The organism is Rhodospirillales bacterium (assembly GCA_023898805.1).
Classification (GTDB): Bacteria; Pseudomonadota; Alphaproteobacteria; order Micavibrionales; family UBA1664; genus UBA6145.
In genome coordinates this window covers 1,442,661-1,457,355 of record CP060260.1, presented here as the reverse complement: position 1 = coordinate 1,457,355, position 14,695 = coordinate 1,442,661, and the positions used below count along the sequence as shown (strand labels likewise).

Sequence of the window (14,695 nt, the reverse complement as noted above, 5' to 3'; positions counted from 1 at the left end):
AGCAATCAGGCCCATGGCCTCCGTTTCCGTTAACTCTGATTTAAGCCGCCTTGAAGCCGCGATTGAAAAGATCGCGCAGGTCACCGACCAGCAATGGCAGGCCACGCTTTCCGAGCGTAAGAAAAAAGAGCTGGAGTTCCACGATTCGCACCGCGACCGCGCCGCCAACGCGCCTGCCGCCGCAGAAGGCGACACGTACGAAAAATTCTACGGCAACAAGAAATATTACACGGCCACCGATCGCTCGCGTCAGTACGTTGAAAACTGGATCAAGCAGAACGCGCCGGGCGCCGTATTCCTTGATTACGCCTGTGGCGATGGGATGAACGCCATTTCTGCGGCAAAGGCCGGCGCCAAGATGGCCGTGGGTATCGACATATCCCCCATCTCCGTCGAGAACGCCCGCAAGGACGCACAGGCCAGCGGGGTCAGCGCCACAACCCGCTTCGTTCAGGCAGATTGCGAAAACACGCTTTTACCGGACAATTCCGTGGACGTGGTGATTTGCTCCGGCATGCTGCATCATCTGGATCTTTCCTATGCCTTTCCGGAGTTGCGTCGAATCATGAAACCGGGCGCGAAGCTATTGGCCGTTGAAGCGCTTGACTACAATCCCATGATCAAGCTTTACCGCATGATGACGCCACAGATGCGCACAGAATGGGAAAAGGCGCATATCCTGAGCCATAAAGACCTGCGCTTCGCCCGCCGCTTTTTTGAAGTCGGCCAGGTCAAATACTGGCATATCCTGGGCATTGCCACGCCCCATCTGCCGCGTCCTTTGGCGGCGCTGGCGCACAGTTTGGACAAGTTGCTGGAAAAAACGCCGCTGATGCAGATGATGGCGTGGATATTCACGTTTGAACTGACCAAGCCGAAAGCCTCGTGAGTTTACTCACCGTCATCGGCAACAGGCCGCAAATGATCAAAATGGCGCCGGTTTCCACGGAAATCGCCGCGCGCGGGCTGACCGAATACATTGTCCACACCAACCAGCATTACGATCATGCCATGTCGGGCGTGTTTTTCGAGCAGTTGGGCATTCCCGCTCCGTCCCGGTTTTTGACCATCGACGGGCGCAGCCATGCCCGCATGACGGCGGAAATGATGGTCCAGCTTGAGGACTTGATGCTGGAACAATCGCCGCGCGGCGTGCTGGTGTATGGCGACACCAACAGCACGCTGGCTGCCGTGCTGGCGGCGGCAAAGCTGAACATTCCGCTGGCGCATGTCGAGGCGGGACCGCGCACCGGCGACATGACCATGCCGGAGGAAGTCAACCGCATTCCCGCCGACCATCTTTCACGGCTGCGGTTTTGCACCGATGCGGTATCAGTCGAAAACCTGAAGCGCGAGGGGATCGAGGCGGGCGTCTTTTTGACCGGCGATCTGATGTACGACGCCTTCGTCAAATTTCGTCCGACGGCGGCCGTTTCGGATACGCTTGCGCTGCACACAAAGAAATTCGCGGGCAAGCCTTTTGTCTTCATGACCATCCACCGCCCGGCCAACACGGACACAGCGGATGCGATGGGCCGTTTATACGATCTGATCGCGCAAAGCCCGCTGCCGATTCTGTTCGCGGTGCATCCGCGCACGGCCGCGGCGATGGAAAAATTCGGCCTGAAGGAACAGTTTGAAAAGCTGCCGCATCTGGCGATGACACCGCCGCTGGCCTATTTCGACACGATGGCCGCGTTGTTGCAATGCACGTTCACGGTGACCGATTCCGGCGGGCTGCAAAAAGAATCCTACTGGGCCGGGCGTAAAAGTTTCCTTGCGCAGGACATTAGTCCTTGGCCGCAACTGACTGCCGACGGATGGGTGACCTGCATCGGCGCGTTCGACAAGCCCTTGCGCCCCGATCTTTGGAACACGATGCAGGCGCACGAGCCGCAGGTGCCGTTCAAACCGTATTTCGGCGACGGCCAAGCCGCGCGCAAGATCGTCGACGCGCTGGAATCACACGGCTTCTTTTAGGATATCGCGATAGAAGGCGAGCAGGATATCGGCCTGCACTTCCCAATTGTACCGTTCGCGCACCGCATTCTGGCCGCGTTCGCCCATGGCCTTGGCATCCCAGTCATGATCGAGGATATAGCGGATGGCTTCGGCGATCGCGCGCGGCTTATTCGGGTCGACGCATATGCCACAGCCAGATTTTTCGATAATCTCGCGCCATAGCGGAAAATGGGACGCGATGACCGGCAGGCCCGCGCTCATATACTCGAACAGTTTGTTCGGCTGGGCGTCGACGTGATTGGGCAGCGGATGGAAGCATACGATGCCGCCGCGCAGCGTGCGCATCAAGTCTAGTACCGCATCGCGGCTGATCGCGCCGTGATAGACGATCTCGCCGCGTTCGTGCGCGGATTTCAAGGTTTCGCCAAGCGCGGCTGGATGCGGAAAGCCCGCGATATGGATTTTCACATCCGCTATTTTCGCCGCTTGCAGCAACTCGTTCACACCCCGTTCCACGGAGATCGTACCAATATAGGCAACGGATTTTTCGCGTGCATCCCAGCTTTCCCCCGCAGGCATGGCAAGCTCAGAAAGGTTCGGGAAATTGGCAACGCACACGGCGTTCACGCCCGCCTTGTAAAACCGATCGGCGATATGCGGTGTAGCCGCGACCACGCCCGCGAGGCTGCGGCAGATTCCGTCCTCGAACCACTCAACGATACGCGCTATCGGCCCGCGCAGGGGGGCCGGTATCCAGTCCTTGTAAGGTATCTGACGAGGCAGGTCTTCATGCGAGTCGTAGATTACATGCACGCCACGACGGGCGAACAACCATGCCAACGGCAACAGATCAGGCTCATGCACATGCAAAACATCCGGCGCAAGCGCACGCACAGCCCGATACGCGTGCAGCGGCTTTACGCACATGCGGTAAAAGCGCCCCGGACGTTGCGCCAGCGCGTGAAATTTGACGCCATCCTTCTCGTAGCCGTGAGCCGTCGAGATGACGATATGCGTGTCGTATCCCGCAGCCGCAAGCGTGCGGCATTCCTTGACGAAAATGCGCGTATCCTCGGCCGGATGGGCGCTTGAAAGATGCACGACACGCCTGTTCATCCGCCTCTCCGGTTCAGAAAACAAATAATCGTCTGGGCCGCGCCGATCAACAGCATCGAGATCAGATATCCGTGGGATACCCAAACCACCGTAACATCCGTCTGCAGCATGCGCAGGCTGGCCATGCTGACGACAGCCAGAAAGGCCGCCAGTATGTCACGGGAAACGAAGCGGTACACAAGAATTACAAGATCCTGCAGCAGCAGCATGATGACGCTAAGGATAACGCTTGAAATCCCCAGATAATCGTAATTCGTAAAAACAAAACCGGTGCTTACGCTGATCGTATTGATGACTTCGTGTCCGTAATAAACCGGCCCGTATATCAATCCCACGCGATTGGGGATATCGATATAAGGAACGGCGACCAGATGCGCGTAAGCGTTCAATCCAAGTAGACCGGTAACCCCCTGAAACTGTGTGTAATGTATGTGCCAGCTTCCTGCCATAAGCGGTGTGGCGAATACGCGAAACATCACCGCCATTACATTGAGGTAGATTACCTTTGCGTCCGAAAGGTGTCCCGTATCAACATCCTGTACGGCCTGCGGTTTGATCGGATGTCTGGCGTTTGCGTCTTCATAAGGTTTTGAAGACACCGAAGAAATATCAGAAGAATCGTCGTCGATTTTTGCCGTCGCCGGTTTTTTCGGCAAAGAAACCTCTTTCGCGATCCTTTCGTTTTCAATCAATTGCGGCGTCTTGATGATTTGAGAATCCAGCGCGACGTTACAGGCCCGGTATGCCTGATCCAGCGTGAGCGGGACACCCTGTTTTTGCGATACCAGCGCCAGCGAAGCCATAAAAAGGAATGCGGGCAGCATGGGAAGAACGATAATTGCCGCCAGACGCGCGGGTGTCGCATGCAGCTGCGCACGCCAGAAAAAAAGCAAAGATGTCTGCAATAACACCATCACGGCGATGCCCTTCGCACCGACGAGCATCAACAAAGGCAGGCACAGCATGCACAAAAAAACTGCCAGAGCGGCGATGGATTTTTGACCGTTTTTGATCGCCCCCGCAACCAGCAATGCAGAAAACATATAGAATACCGGCAGCAATGCACTGGAGAGCAGGCTGTAGGCATATCGCGGCAAAGCGTGACTAAGCATTTTCAATGAAATTTCGCGATAGATGGCGACATTCGTGAATTCGTAAAGCATCGCGTGCAGGCCTGTGCAACGCCACGGCACATAAGCGAAATACACGCCCGCGAACAACACGACCAGAACACCAAGACCGCCAAGGATAACGGCCCACACGCGTACGGGTAGGCCACCATCACCCGTACCCGGGTTCAGGCGCGCCCACGTATCGCGCAAGGCGCGGTCCGGAAAAAGCGCCGCCGCCAGCAGCGCGGCCAGCACCGGCAAATGGACCACGAGCGCAAGATCGAAAGGATGGGGTAACCATTCGGCGTAATAGCCCGCATAAACCGCGAGCGGCCATTGAAAAAATAAATTCATCAAGCCCGCGACCATCAGGCTGGGACGCATAAACCAATGGCGGTTATAAATATAAATATGCAAAAGCGCCACGCTGGTCATGACCGCCGCAAGCAGGTTCATCAAGCCATAGGCAGACAAAACACCCGCGAAAATGGCGGCATTTTTGATCATACGCCTCTCCGCACGCGTTTTCGTACAAGGGATTTCATGACCCAATCCTTGAACTCAAACAGCCCTTCATTCGACGGATAATCGCGATATGAATGCGGCGGCGATTCCATGATCGCGTCGAACTCCGCGGCGGATACGCCCATTTTCTTGGCCACGAATTCCTTGTCGCCCTCGATCGTCGCGGGGTCGTAAGAAAGCTGCTGTAACTGGGCCAGCGCCTGATCCCGCGTCATCTGGTTCGAGACGATCAGGGACGCGTAATGCGCGCGGCGTTTGTCAAAGCCGAATTTCACCGGCAGGTAATAGGACTGGAAGAATTTGGTGAAGATCGATTCGTAATGCTTGCCGCCGTAATCGCGCCAGCCCAGTTCGTCCGCGATCAGTTTTTTCGCGCGGTCCTTGTAATACGGCACGTAATTGAGCACCCGCACGAAGCGCATCCCGTGGAAGAACGGATACAGGATATAGCGTTTCCACATCGGCAGGACGGGGAAAGTTTTCAGTTTCACCCGCCCGAAGCGTTTATGCACGGCGCGTAAATGACGCAGATCAAGCGCGTTATACCCCCATGACAAGGGTAAGATCGATTCCGTGGAAAGATTGGAGCCGGAGAGGATATGCCGGATGCCGTGTTTTTTGGCGACCTTGTAGAGCACCGCCATGAAGGCGTGGTCCTGCGGGATGTCGCAATTGGCAAGACCAGCCCTGAAAAACGCCAGCTGGAGATCGCGCATTTCCTCCCAATCGATTACTTCCGTGTATAGGTCGAAGCCGATTTTCTTGACGATGTTTTCAATGTTGGCGACCGCCAGTTCCGAGTTCCAGCCGGAATCGCAGTGGACCGCCAGAACACGCAAACCCTTTTGCCCGACCAGCCAGGCGATGTAGCTGGAATCCACGCCGCCCGAAAGACCCATGATCGCGTCATACGGCTTGCCGCGGCCTTCGGCCTTCATCGTCTCGATCAGCGCATCGAGCGCGGGTTCAAGGCGGCCCGCCTGCGCGGATTCAAGCTCCGCACGCATGGTGCGGTCGAATGCGTGACAGTGGGAACAGACGCCCGCATCGTCGAACGTGATTTCCGGGTCGCTGGTATCCATCACGCAGCGTGTACAGACCTGATATGCCGTCATATTCAACTTTCCAGGGTCAGCGATAACAATTCGGCCCTTGTCGGATAGGAGATCAGGACCGCGCGGTGCGGCCCCTGAAAGACGAACAGGCTGCCCGCCGCGACGGCGGATGCATGGCCTTGGTCAAGGACCGCGCGGAAATCTAACAGCCCGCCCGCGCCGCCGCAAGCGATGACAGGCACGTTTACCGCATCGGCCACCGCGCGAGTCAGGGCCACGTCGTATCCCGCCATCGTGCCTTCTCGATCGATGGCGGTGAGCAGAATCTCGCCCGCGCCGCGCGCCTGCGCCTCCTTCGCCCATGCAACCGGGTCTAGCGCGGTCTTGCGCGTACCGCCGTGGGTATAGACTTTCGGCCCGCCGATCAGAGGCTTTTTCACGTCGATCGCCACGACCACGGCCTGCGCCCCGGCAGCCTCGGCGATTTCGGTGATCAGTTCCGGGCGTTCCACCGCGGCCGTATTCAGGATCACCTTTTCAACCCCGCACTGAAACAGGCGCATCGCCTGATCGCGCGTCGTGATGCCGCCGCCATAGGCCAGCGGCATGAAGCATTCGGAGACTATCTCCATAATCTGGTCCATGTCAGGGCCGCGCGCCTCGCGGCTGGCGGTAATGTCCAGCACCGCGATTTCATCGACTTCCTTGTCGTTGAAAATGCGCATGGTGTTGATCGGATCGCCGACATATTTGGGATCGGCGAATTTGACCGTTTTATAAAGGCCGCGCCCTTTAAGCAGCAGCGTGGGTATGACGCGCGGGCGGATCATGACTTGGCCCGCCAGCCGGCAAAGTTGATCAGGAATTTCATACCGTATTTATGGCTCTTTTCCGGGTGGAACTGGACGCCGACGACGTTATCCGCATGCACGGCGCAGCAGAACGCACCGCCATAATCGGCGGTGGCCAGCACGTTTTCGGCGTGCGCGCAGGCAGGATGGTATGAATGCACGAAATAAAAACACGGCGGTTCGGCATAACCGTCGAATAACGGGTGCGCGCAGGTGGGTGCGACTTCGGTCCAGCCCATATGCGGGACACGACGGCCGGGGATGTCGGCAAAGCGTACATTGCGCCCCGGGATCCAGCCAAGACCGGGCAATTTCCCCTCGTCCGAGCCTTCGAGCATCATCTGTTGCCCCACGCAGATGCCGAGAAACGGTTTTTTGTCGGACAGGGCCGCGCGTTCAAGCGCGTCGCGCAGGCCGGAGGCGTTGAGCGCCTGCATACAATGGTCGAAGGCACCCACGCCCGGCAGAAGAATGCGCGCGGCATCGGCGACGGATTCGGGCGTCGCGGCGGCCTTCGCGGCAACGCCGATCTTTTTGAACATATTAAGCACCGAGCCGATATTGCCCGCACCATAATCAATGACAGCCACGTAGGACATGAGGATGATTGCAAATCCCGCAGGTTTTGGACATGTTCTCGGAGGTTAAAGCGAAAAAGTCAACGGCAAGCAATGTCACAGTTCATCAAACATTCCTTCACCATGTTTCGGGGCGCGGCCCTGGGGCAGTTGATCCCGATCGTGATGCTGCCCGTGATATCGCGGCTTTACGGGCCGGGGGCTTATGGCGTTTTTTCAGGAATTCTGGCGCTTGCCAGCGTGCTGGCCGCGATGGGCGCCTTGCGGCTTGAGGTCGCCATCGTCCTGCCGGCCGACGAGACCGAAGGGCTTTCGATCGCACGCGCGGCTTTGCGGCTTGCGTTCTGGGTCATGGTGGCGATGCTTTTGATCTTCGGCGTTTTCCAGCCCGTACTGGTGGCGCGATTCGGGTTTCCGGATATCGGGTACTGGATCTGCGCCGCGCCGGTGCTGGCATTCCTGATGACCTGCGCCCAGATCGGCGGGTATTCCGCGACACGGCACCGCGATTACGGCGCTATCGCGGCGTCGAATGTCCATATCCAGCTGATCAACGGGGCGGCGGCGATCGGTCTGGGTGCAACGGGTCTGGGCGCGGTGGGGCTTGTCGCCGCGCGGGTGGCAGGCCAGATTCTGGGCGTTATGCGTCTGCGCGCGCATTTCCGCGGTCTGCTGGCACCGGTCGACGTTCGGGCGATCGTCACAAAATACCGCAAATTCCCGCTGTTCAATATGCCTTACAGCCTGATCGGCACGTTCACGCGCGAATTCCTGATTCTGGCCCTGACCGCGTTCCACCAGCCCGCCGCCGCCGGTCTTTACGGCATGGCGCGGACCGCCATGCTGGCGCCGGTCAGCCTTGTTTCGTCATCGCTTGGGCAGGTGTTCTACCGCGAGGCGGCGCGCTCGATCGACGATCCGCGATTTGCCGATTTCGCCTATGCGCTGATGCTGGCAACCGCGTGCCTGACCGCGCCGGTGCTGGGTGCCTTTACGCTTTGGGACACGGAAACATTCGGGTTCGTGTTCGGCGCGCGCTGGGCCGAGGCGGGCGTGTATGCCAGCCTGTTCGCACCGGTCGCAGTGCTGTTCATGATGACGTCGTGGCCGGAACGCGTGTTCGAGGTACGCGGGCGGCAGGATATTCCCCTGATGCTGCAAATCGCTTTCGACGGCGCGGCGGTGGTCGCGGTCGTTCTGGGCCTGCGCACGGGCATGGCGGCGCTGGAGGCGGTGGCGGTGTTCGTCGTCATCCAATGCCTGTACCACCTGTCCTATATCGGCTTTGTATTCTGGGCGCTGCACTTGCGCGCGCGGCGCTATGCGTTTTTGTTGCTGTGCGTGCTGGCCGCCGGGCTTACGCCTTACAGCATCGACTGGCTGGCCGGGCGATTTATCCACAATACGCTGGCGCTGTTCATGGTCGATATCGGCGTCACGGGCGCGGCGTGCCTGGCCGGTCTGCTCTATGCCGTGCGGCATGTGGGACGTTCGGCGGGTTTTATTGGCAATCCCGAAAAAGCGGTTTAATGTCCGCTGCATGATCAAACGCACTTTCGATATCATCGCGGCTGCCTGCGGCCTGCTGATCTTCAGCCCCGTCATCGCCGTGTTCATGTTTCTGGTCTGGCGGCAGGATGGACATTCGCCGTTTTACATGGGGCCGCGCGTAGGATTGAACGGCACGCCGTTTCGCATGGCCAAGCTGCGTTCCATGGTCAAGAACGCCGATAAATCCGGTGTCGATTCGACCGGCGCCAACGACATGCGCATCACGCGCGTGGGCCACATGATCCGGCGTTACAAGCTGGACGAAATCACGCAGCTTTGGAACGTACTTCGGGGCGACATGTCGCTGGTCGGCCCACGTCCCAACGTCAAACGCGAAACCGATCTGTATACGACCGAGGAACGCAAGCTTCTGAGCGTGCGGCCCGGCATCACCGACATCGCATCGATCGTGTTTTCGGACGAGGGCGACATCCTCAAGGACCAGCCCGACCCGGATATCGCCTACAACCAGTTGATCCGCCCCGGCAAAAGTCGCCTTGGAATCCTGTACGTCGAAAATGCTTCCTTGTGGCTCGACATCCGCTTGATTCTTTTGACCGTCGTCGCGATTCTGGACAAGCCAAAGGCGCTGCAGGGCGTGCAGCAAATTCTGGCCGCGCTGGGCGCGCCCGAAGACCTGCGTCGTATCGCCGCGCGGCACGAGCCATTGCAACCCGCGCCGCCGCCCGGCGCCAGCGAAATCGTCACCACCAGAGACAAGGTAGCCGCATGACCGCAACCGCCACCGCAACAGCCGACAGCAAGGACATGACCTATAAGGACGTCACCGAAATGAGCGGCGATGAAATTTCGGCCGAGCAGTTGCAACGCCTGTGCAACCGTTATTACTGGGCGGGCGAATATGCGCGCGAAAAGGATGTCGTCGAGGTCGCGTGCGGCACCGGCGCGGGACTTGGGTATTTACAGGCGGTCGCACGCAGCGTGCAGGCTTGCGACGTGGCCGAGGAAGTGCTGGGCGCGCCGCGCGCGCATTACGGCAGCCGCATCCGCATCGACACCGCGGACGCCGTGAAACTGCCCTACGGCGACCATTCGGCGGATGTCGTCCTGATGTTCGAGGCCATCTATTACCTGCCCGACGCCGCCGCGTTTTTGCGCGAGGCGCGACGCGTCCTGCGCCCGGAGGGCATGGTGCTGATCGCCTCTGCCAACAAGGATCTGTACGATTTTAACCCCAGCCCGTTCAGCCATGCGTATTACGGTGCCGCCGATTTCGCGGCACTGGCTGAAAGCGCGGGGTTCACGGTGGCCGAGCTTGCGGGGGGCACGCCGCTTAAACGCGTGTCGCTGCGCCAGCGCGTGCTGCGTCCGGTCAAGCGCATCGTCGTCCATCTTGGGCTGATGCCCAAGACCACGGCGGGCAAGAAATGGATGAAGCGGCTGGTATTCGGGCAGATGGTCCGTCTGCCGGACGAAATCGGCGCCTCGACCTGCCCTTACGAAAAGCCGCAGCCGATTTCCGGCGAAGGGCCGAACCGCGAATACAAGGTGCTGTTCTGCGCCATGCGTAAAAAGGACGGAACGAATTGATGGATTCGCGCGCGCTGGCCAAGACCATACGCCTTAAAACGCTGGAAATGACCAGCCGCGGGGGCGGATCGCATATCGGCTCGATCTTCTCGATGGCCGACATCATCGCGGTTTTATACGGCAAGGTGATGCGACTCGATCCCGCCAATCCGCAATGGATGGGGCGCGACCGTTTCATCCTGTCCAAGGGCCATGCGGGCGCGGCGATCTATGTCGCGCTTTCGGAGCGCGGCTTTTTCCCCAAGGATACACTGGACGCCTATTACACCAACGGGTCGATCATGTCGGGGCACGTGTCGCACAAGAACGTGCCGGGGGTCGAACTTTCGACGGGATCGCTGGGCCACGGGTTGCCGGTCAGCGCGGGGCGGGCCTATGCCCTGCGCCAGCGCAAGTCGAACGCGCGCATGTACTGCGTTTTGAGCGACGGGGAATGCGACGAGGGCTCGAACTGGGAGGCGTTTTTGTTCGCCGGCCACCACAAGCTGCGCAATCTGGTCGCGGTCATCGACCACAACAAGATCCAGAGCCTGCAATCGACCGAGGAAACTTTGGGGCTGGAGCCGTTCGCGGACAAATTGCGCGCCTTTCGCTGGGATGTCGTCGAGGTCGACGGACACGACCACGATGCGCTGGCGGCGGCGCTGGACGTCGATCCGGCGCGAGCCACAGCCCCGCGCGCGGTGATCGCGCACACCATCAAGGGCAAGGGCGTATCGTTCATGGAGCACGCGGTTTTGTGGCATTACCGGACCGCGCGGGGTGAGGAATTCGAGCGCGCGCGCGCCGAGATCATGGCGGGAGCGTAAGATGCGCGATCTGTTCCTGAAGACATTGAAAGACGAAGCCGCACAGGACGAGGCGGTGATGTTCCTGACCGGCGATCTGGGCTTCAGCGTCATCGAGCCGTTTGTCGCGGAATTTCCGGACCGCTTCCTGAATGTCGGCGTGGCCGAACAAAACCTGATCGGCGTCGCCACCGGCCTTGCGCAGGAAGGGTTCAAGACCGTTTGCTATTCGATCGGGAATTTTCCGACGCTGCGCCCGCTGGAGCAGATCCGCAACGATGCCGCCTATCACAACGCCAACGTCAAGGTGGTGTGCGTGGGCGGCGGGTTTTCATACGGCGCGCTGGGCATGTCGCACCACGCGACCGAGGATCTTTCGATCCTGCGCGCCCTGCCCAACATCACCGTGCTGGCGCCCGCGACGGACGCCGAGGTCGTGGCGTGCACGCAGCACATGCTGCGCACGCCGGGGGTGTTCTATCTGCGGCTGGAGCGGGCATCCGCCCCGATTCCGGAAGGGCATGACGACGCGGCGGTCGAAATCGGCAGGCTGCGCACCATTCTGCCGGGAGGAACGGACGTGACCTTCATCGCCTGCGGCGGAGTCCTTGGCGCGGCCATCGGCGCGGCACAGGCGCTGGCAGGCGACGGCATCAAGGCCGGGGTGGTCAGCGCGCATACGATCAAGCCGCTGGACGCCGAGGGGTTGCGCTCCATCATGGGGACAAGCCGCGCCGTCATCACGGTCGAAGAAAATACGATCCTGGGCGGGCTGGGCGGCGCGGTCGCCGAAACCGTGCTGGAATTCGGCATGGCCCTGCCCCGTTTCGCGCGAGCCGGGATTTCGGATACCTACACCGCCGTGGTCGGCGACCAAGGGTACCTGAAGGACCTGTATGGGTTGAACGCCGAAAGCCTTGCGCGCAAGGCGAAAACGCTTTTGAATGCATAAACATAAGGTTCAACCGAACTCCTAAAAGGGTTTCCCATGTCGCACGCCGCCGCCCCCAAGGTTCACGAAAGCCTTGATGCGTATAACCGCAAGATTCCGTTTTTCAACTATCCCGCCCTGTTCAAGGATCACGAGGAAGATTACGTGCGCATCTTCCGCGACGTGTGCGGGCGCGGCGCGTATATCCTGCAAAAGGACCTGAGCGAGTTCGAGGCCGCGATCGCCAAGTTCCTGAAGGTCAAGCACGTCATCGGCACGGCGGACGGCACCAACGCGATCATGATCGGGCTGATGGCCATCGGCCTGAAGCCGGGGGACGAGGTCATCGTATCCTCGCACACCTATATCGCGACCGCGTCGGCGGCGCAGATGCTGGGCGCACGCGCCGTGCCGTGCGATATCGGGCCGGACAACCTGATGGACCCGGCATCGGTCGAGCGCCTGATCACCGAGCGGACCCGCGTGATCCTGCCGACCCATGTCAACGGACGGACCTGCGCGATGGACCCGATCATGGCCCTGGCCGAAAAACACGGGCTGATGGTGGCGGAGGATGCGGCACAGGCGCTGGGATCGACCTATAAGGGTCGGGCCGCCGGCACGTTCGGCCGTTTCGGGACGTTCAGCTTTTACCCCGCCAAGATTCTGGGCTGTTTCGGCGACGGCGGCGCGGTGATCACCAACGACGATACGCTGGGTGCCGCGTTGCGCGCATTGCGCGACCATGGGCGCGACGAAACCGGCAAGGTGGTGTTGTGGGGTACGAATTCGCGGCTGGACAATCTTCAGGCCGCGTTCCTGCATTACAATTTCAAATCCTATCCCGAAATCATGGCGCGCCGGCGCGCCATCGCGGCGATGTACACGCAAGGGCTTTCGGACGTCGCCGAGCTGCGCCTGCCCGCCGGGCCGGACAGCCAGCCAGACCATTACGATGTGTTCCAGAATTACGAGCTGGCCGCCGAAAACCGCGACGCCTTGCGTGAATTTCTTAAAGACAAAGGCATCGGCACGATCATTCAATGGGCGGGCACGCCGGTGCACCAGTTCAAGGATCTGTACCCACAGACCCCGTCATTGCCCAAGGTCGATCATTTCTTCGCGCGCTGCATGATGCTGCCGATGAACATGACGTTGAGCGACGATGACGTGCGGCATGTCATCGCCGCGATCCGCGCCTTCTACGGCCGCGCATGAGCCTGTCCGACATATCGGTGGACAACGGCAGGTCCGCCGCCGCGGTCTGGGCGCTTGCGCCACTTTTGATGCTGGGGCCGCTTTTGAGCTGCGGCATACCCGGCGTGATGGCGCCTTTGTTCATCGGTTGCGCGCTGGTCGCGGTTTCAATCGATTCCTGGCAACGCCGCGCACGGCCAGACATCGACCGGGGACTGGCAACGCTGTTCGGCGCGTTTCTCGCATTCGGAATCGCCAGCATCGTCTGGAGCATCAATCCCGAACACGTCCTGCCCAAGACCATCCAGCTTATACTCAATTTCGGCGCAAGCGCGTTATTGGTGCCGGTCATCGGGCGGATGGGGACGGCGGATTTTAAACGCATCGGCGTATTTTTGATGATCGGTCTTGGACTTGGCCTTGCGATGTATTTGAGCGAAGTGGCGGATGGGTTCAAATTTTACGATCTTTTGCGCGGCGGCAGCGACCACGACCCCATAGACAGCAAGCAGAACAAAGCCGTGGTATTAAGCGCGCTGTGGCTTTATCTGGCGTTCGCTTTCTTTTTTCTGCGCGCGGGCTGGCGCAAACGCGTTATTTTCGTACTGGCCGCCGCCTGCGTCATCGGAATCACGATTTTTACGCATAGCGCCTCCGCACAGGTTGTGCTTTTGGCCGTGATCGCACTAACCCCGGCTTTGCTGTTGTTTCCGGCGCGAACCGGCGCGTTACTGACGCTTGCGGTATCCGGCCTGATTGTGGCGACGATGCCGATGATCGCGCTTGAAATCGATGCGCGCGTCGAGTGGCGGAATTCAAGCGTTTTGAACGATTCGATTAAATCGCGCATCGAAATCTGGGATCAGGCGGCGCGCCGGACGCGCGAAAAGACGTTTTTGGGGTGGGGCCTTGATTCCGCGCGGGCGATGCCCAATCGCGGGGAATTGTCATACCTTGCCGCGACACGGCCTTATGCCAGATATATCCATCACCTGCATCCGCATAACGGGCCGCTGCAAATCTGGTTCGAAACGGGGGCGGCAGGCGCGGCGATGCTGGTGTTCCTGTTTGCGCTGTTCGCGCGGCGGCTGTGCGCATGGCGCGATACCACGGGCGCGCGCTTTGGCACGTTCATCTGGGCGGTCGCGTTTTTATACACGCTGTCGATCTGGGGCATCTGGCAGACATGGTTTGTATCCACGCTGTGCTTTGCCGGCGTGGCCGCCTATGCCGGCATGCGGCGCCTTGCGCTGGAGCATTCTGCCGTCAGGTAGAAGCCTCATACCGTTTTGTCATCATGCGATAACGAATGAATGAGAATCGGTATCATTACAAAAACCGTCATTACCCGCGTATGCGGGTAATCCATGGCAAAGAATGACGGATATCGGTCATCCGGCACAATGGATGCCCCGAACAAGCCGGGACATGACGCGCGAAAATCGCGTCGATCAAAAAAGAAACGTCCTAGCCGTTTT

General features: G+C 59.7%; 14 protein-coding genes. 9 read left to right on the top strand and 5 right to left on the bottom strand.

Annotated features, from left to right (window positions below; genetic code table 11):
* The first annotated feature begins 13 nt into the window (after positions 1–13).
* Positions 14–889: a methyltransferase domain-containing protein gene (locus tag H6866_07155; GenBank protein ID USO07200.1), complete on the top strand. Its 876-nt coding sequence runs from the start codon at positions 14–16 to the stop codon at positions 887–889.
* Positions 886–1,980 carry a UDP-N-acetylglucosamine 2-epimerase (non-hydrolyzing) gene (gene wecB / locus H6866_07150; GenBank protein ID USO07199.1) on the top strand — a complete coding sequence of 365 codons (1,095 nt, stop codon included), beginning with the start codon at positions 886–888 and terminating at the stop codon, positions 1,978–1,980. The genes H6866_07155 and wecB overlap by 4 nt, the downstream gene beginning before the upstream one ends.
* Here the strand turns inward: wecB and H6866_07145 are convergent.
* The 5 genes from H6866_07145 to hisH are packed head-to-tail and all read right to left on the bottom strand — an operon-like array spanning position 1,963 to position 7,220.
* On the bottom strand, positions 1,963–3,078 hold the full coding sequence (locus H6866_07145; GenBank protein ID USO07198.1) for a glycosyltransferase family 4 protein: 1,116 nt from the start codon (positions 3,076–3,078) through the stop codon (positions 1,963–1,965). The genes wecB and H6866_07145 overlap by 18 nt on opposite strands.
* Complete coding sequence (locus H6866_07140; GenBank protein ID USO07197.1) at positions 3,075–4,697, bottom strand: hypothetical protein; 1,623 nt, start codon at positions 4,695–4,697, stop codon at positions 3,075–3,077. Before H6866_07140 ends, H6866_07145 begins: the two co-directional genes overlap by 4 nt.
* Positions 4,694–5,830: an N-acetyl sugar amidotransferase gene (locus H6866_07135; protein ID USO07196.1), complete on the bottom strand. Its 1,137-nt coding sequence runs from the start codon at positions 5,828–5,830 to the stop codon at positions 4,694–4,696. The genes H6866_07140 and H6866_07135 overlap by 4 nt, the downstream gene beginning before the upstream one ends.
* A 2-nt stretch (positions 5,831–5,832) precedes the next feature.
* Complete coding sequence (hisF, locus tag H6866_07130; GenBank protein USO07195.1) at positions 5,833–6,600, bottom strand: imidazole glycerol phosphate synthase subunit HisF; 768 nt, start codon at positions 6,598–6,600, stop codon at positions 5,833–5,835.
* Positions 6,597–7,220, bottom strand: a complete 624-nt coding sequence (gene hisH, locus H6866_07125; protein USO07194.1) for an imidazole glycerol phosphate synthase subunit HisH — start codon at positions 7,218–7,220, stop codon at positions 6,597–6,599. Before hisH ends, hisF begins: the two co-directional genes overlap by 4 nt.
* Before the next feature lie 72 nt (positions 7,221–7,292).
* Here hisH and H6866_07120 point away from each other — a divergent pair, with 72 nt between their 5' ends.
* From H6866_07120 to H6866_07090, 7 genes are read left to right on the top strand one after another with little or no spacing between them, the layout of a single operon-like run.
* On the top strand, positions 7,293–8,729 hold the full coding sequence (locus tag H6866_07120) for an oligosaccharide flippase family protein (protein USO07193.1): 1,437 nt from the start codon (positions 7,293–7,295) through the stop codon (positions 8,727–8,729).
* Positions 8,730–8,739: 10 nt separating this feature from the next.
* Positions 8,740–9,483, top strand: coding sequence for a sugar transferase (locus H6866_07115; GenBank protein USO07192.1), 744 nt, complete (start codon positions 8,740–8,742; stop codon positions 9,481–9,483).
* On the top strand, positions 9,480–10,301 hold the full coding sequence (locus H6866_07110) for a class I SAM-dependent methyltransferase (GenBank protein ID USO07191.1): 822 nt from the start codon (positions 9,480–9,482) through the stop codon (positions 10,299–10,301). The genes H6866_07115 and H6866_07110 overlap by 4 nt, the downstream gene beginning before the upstream one ends.
* The gene (locus H6866_07105; GenBank protein USO07190.1) at positions 10,301–11,110 is read left to right on the top strand and encodes a transketolase; all 810 of its coding nucleotides are present in this window, start codon (positions 10,301–10,303) and stop codon (positions 11,108–11,110) included. Before H6866_07110 ends, H6866_07105 begins: the two co-directional genes overlap by 1 nt.
* 1 nt (position 11,111) lies before the next feature.
* Positions 11,112–12,041 (top strand): transketolase, encoded by a 930-nt coding sequence (locus H6866_07100; protein USO07189.1) that lies wholly within the window; start codon positions 11,112–11,114, stop codon positions 12,039–12,041.
* Positions 12,042–12,077: 36 nt separating this feature from the next.
* Positions 12,078–13,238 (top strand): DegT/DnrJ/EryC1/StrS family aminotransferase, encoded by a 1,161-nt coding sequence (locus tag H6866_07095; GenBank protein USO07188.1) that lies wholly within the window; start codon positions 12,078–12,080, stop codon positions 13,236–13,238.
* Entirely contained in the window at positions 13,235–14,491 is a 1,257-nt protein-coding gene (locus H6866_07090) for an O-antigen ligase family protein (protein ID USO07187.1), read from the top strand. The genes H6866_07095 and H6866_07090 overlap by 4 nt, the downstream gene beginning before the upstream one ends.
* The last annotated feature ends 204 nt before the right edge of the window (positions 14,492–14,695 follow it).

Excerpts from the sequence above, each read along its gene's own strand:
- H6866_07145 (USO07198.1), bottom strand. The coding sequence starts at position 3,078 with ATGAACAGGCGTGTCGTGCATCTTTCAAGCGCCCATCCGGCCGAGGAT.
- H6866_07115 (USO07192.1), top strand. The coding sequence starts at position 8,740 with ATGATCAAACGCACTTTCGATATCATCGCGGCTGCCTGCGGCCTGCTG.
- hisF (USO07195.1), bottom strand. The coding sequence starts at position 6,600 with ATGATCCGCCCGCGCGTCATACCCACGCTGCTGCTTAAAGGGCGCGGC.
- H6866_07090 (USO07187.1), top strand. The coding sequence starts at position 13,235 with ATGAGCCTGTCCGACATATCGGTGGACAACGGCAGGTCCGCCGCCGCG.
- hisH (USO07194.1), bottom strand. The coding sequence starts at position 7,220 with ATGTCCTACGTGGCTGTCATTGATTATGGTGCGGGCAATATCGGCTCG.
- H6866_07105 (USO07190.1), top strand. The coding sequence starts at position 10,301 with ATGGATTCGCGCGCGCTGGCCAAGACCATACGCCTTAAAACGCTGGAA.
- H6866_07135 (USO07196.1), bottom strand. The coding sequence starts at position 5,830 with ATGACGGCATATCAGGTCTGTACACGCTGCGTGATGGATACCAGCGAC.
- H6866_07110 (USO07191.1), top strand. The coding sequence starts at position 9,480 with ATGACCGCAACCGCCACCGCAACAGCCGACAGCAAGGACATGACCTAT.
- H6866_07155 (USO07200.1), top strand. The coding sequence starts at position 14 with ATGGCCTCCGTTTCCGTTAACTCTGATTTAAGCCGCCTTGAAGCCGCG.
- H6866_07095 (USO07188.1), top strand. The coding sequence starts at position 12,078 with ATGTCGCACGCCGCCGCCCCCAAGGTTCACGAAAGCCTTGATGCGTAT.
- H6866_07100 (USO07189.1), top strand. The coding sequence starts at position 11,112 with ATGCGCGATCTGTTCCTGAAGACATTGAAAGACGAAGCCGCACAGGAC.
- H6866_07120 (USO07193.1), top strand. The coding sequence starts at position 7,293 with ATGTCACAGTTCATCAAACATTCCTTCACCATGTTTCGGGGCGCGGCC.
- H6866_07140 (USO07197.1), bottom strand. The coding sequence starts at position 4,697 with ATGATCAAAAATGCCGCCATTTTCGCGGGTGTTTTGTCTGCCTATGGC.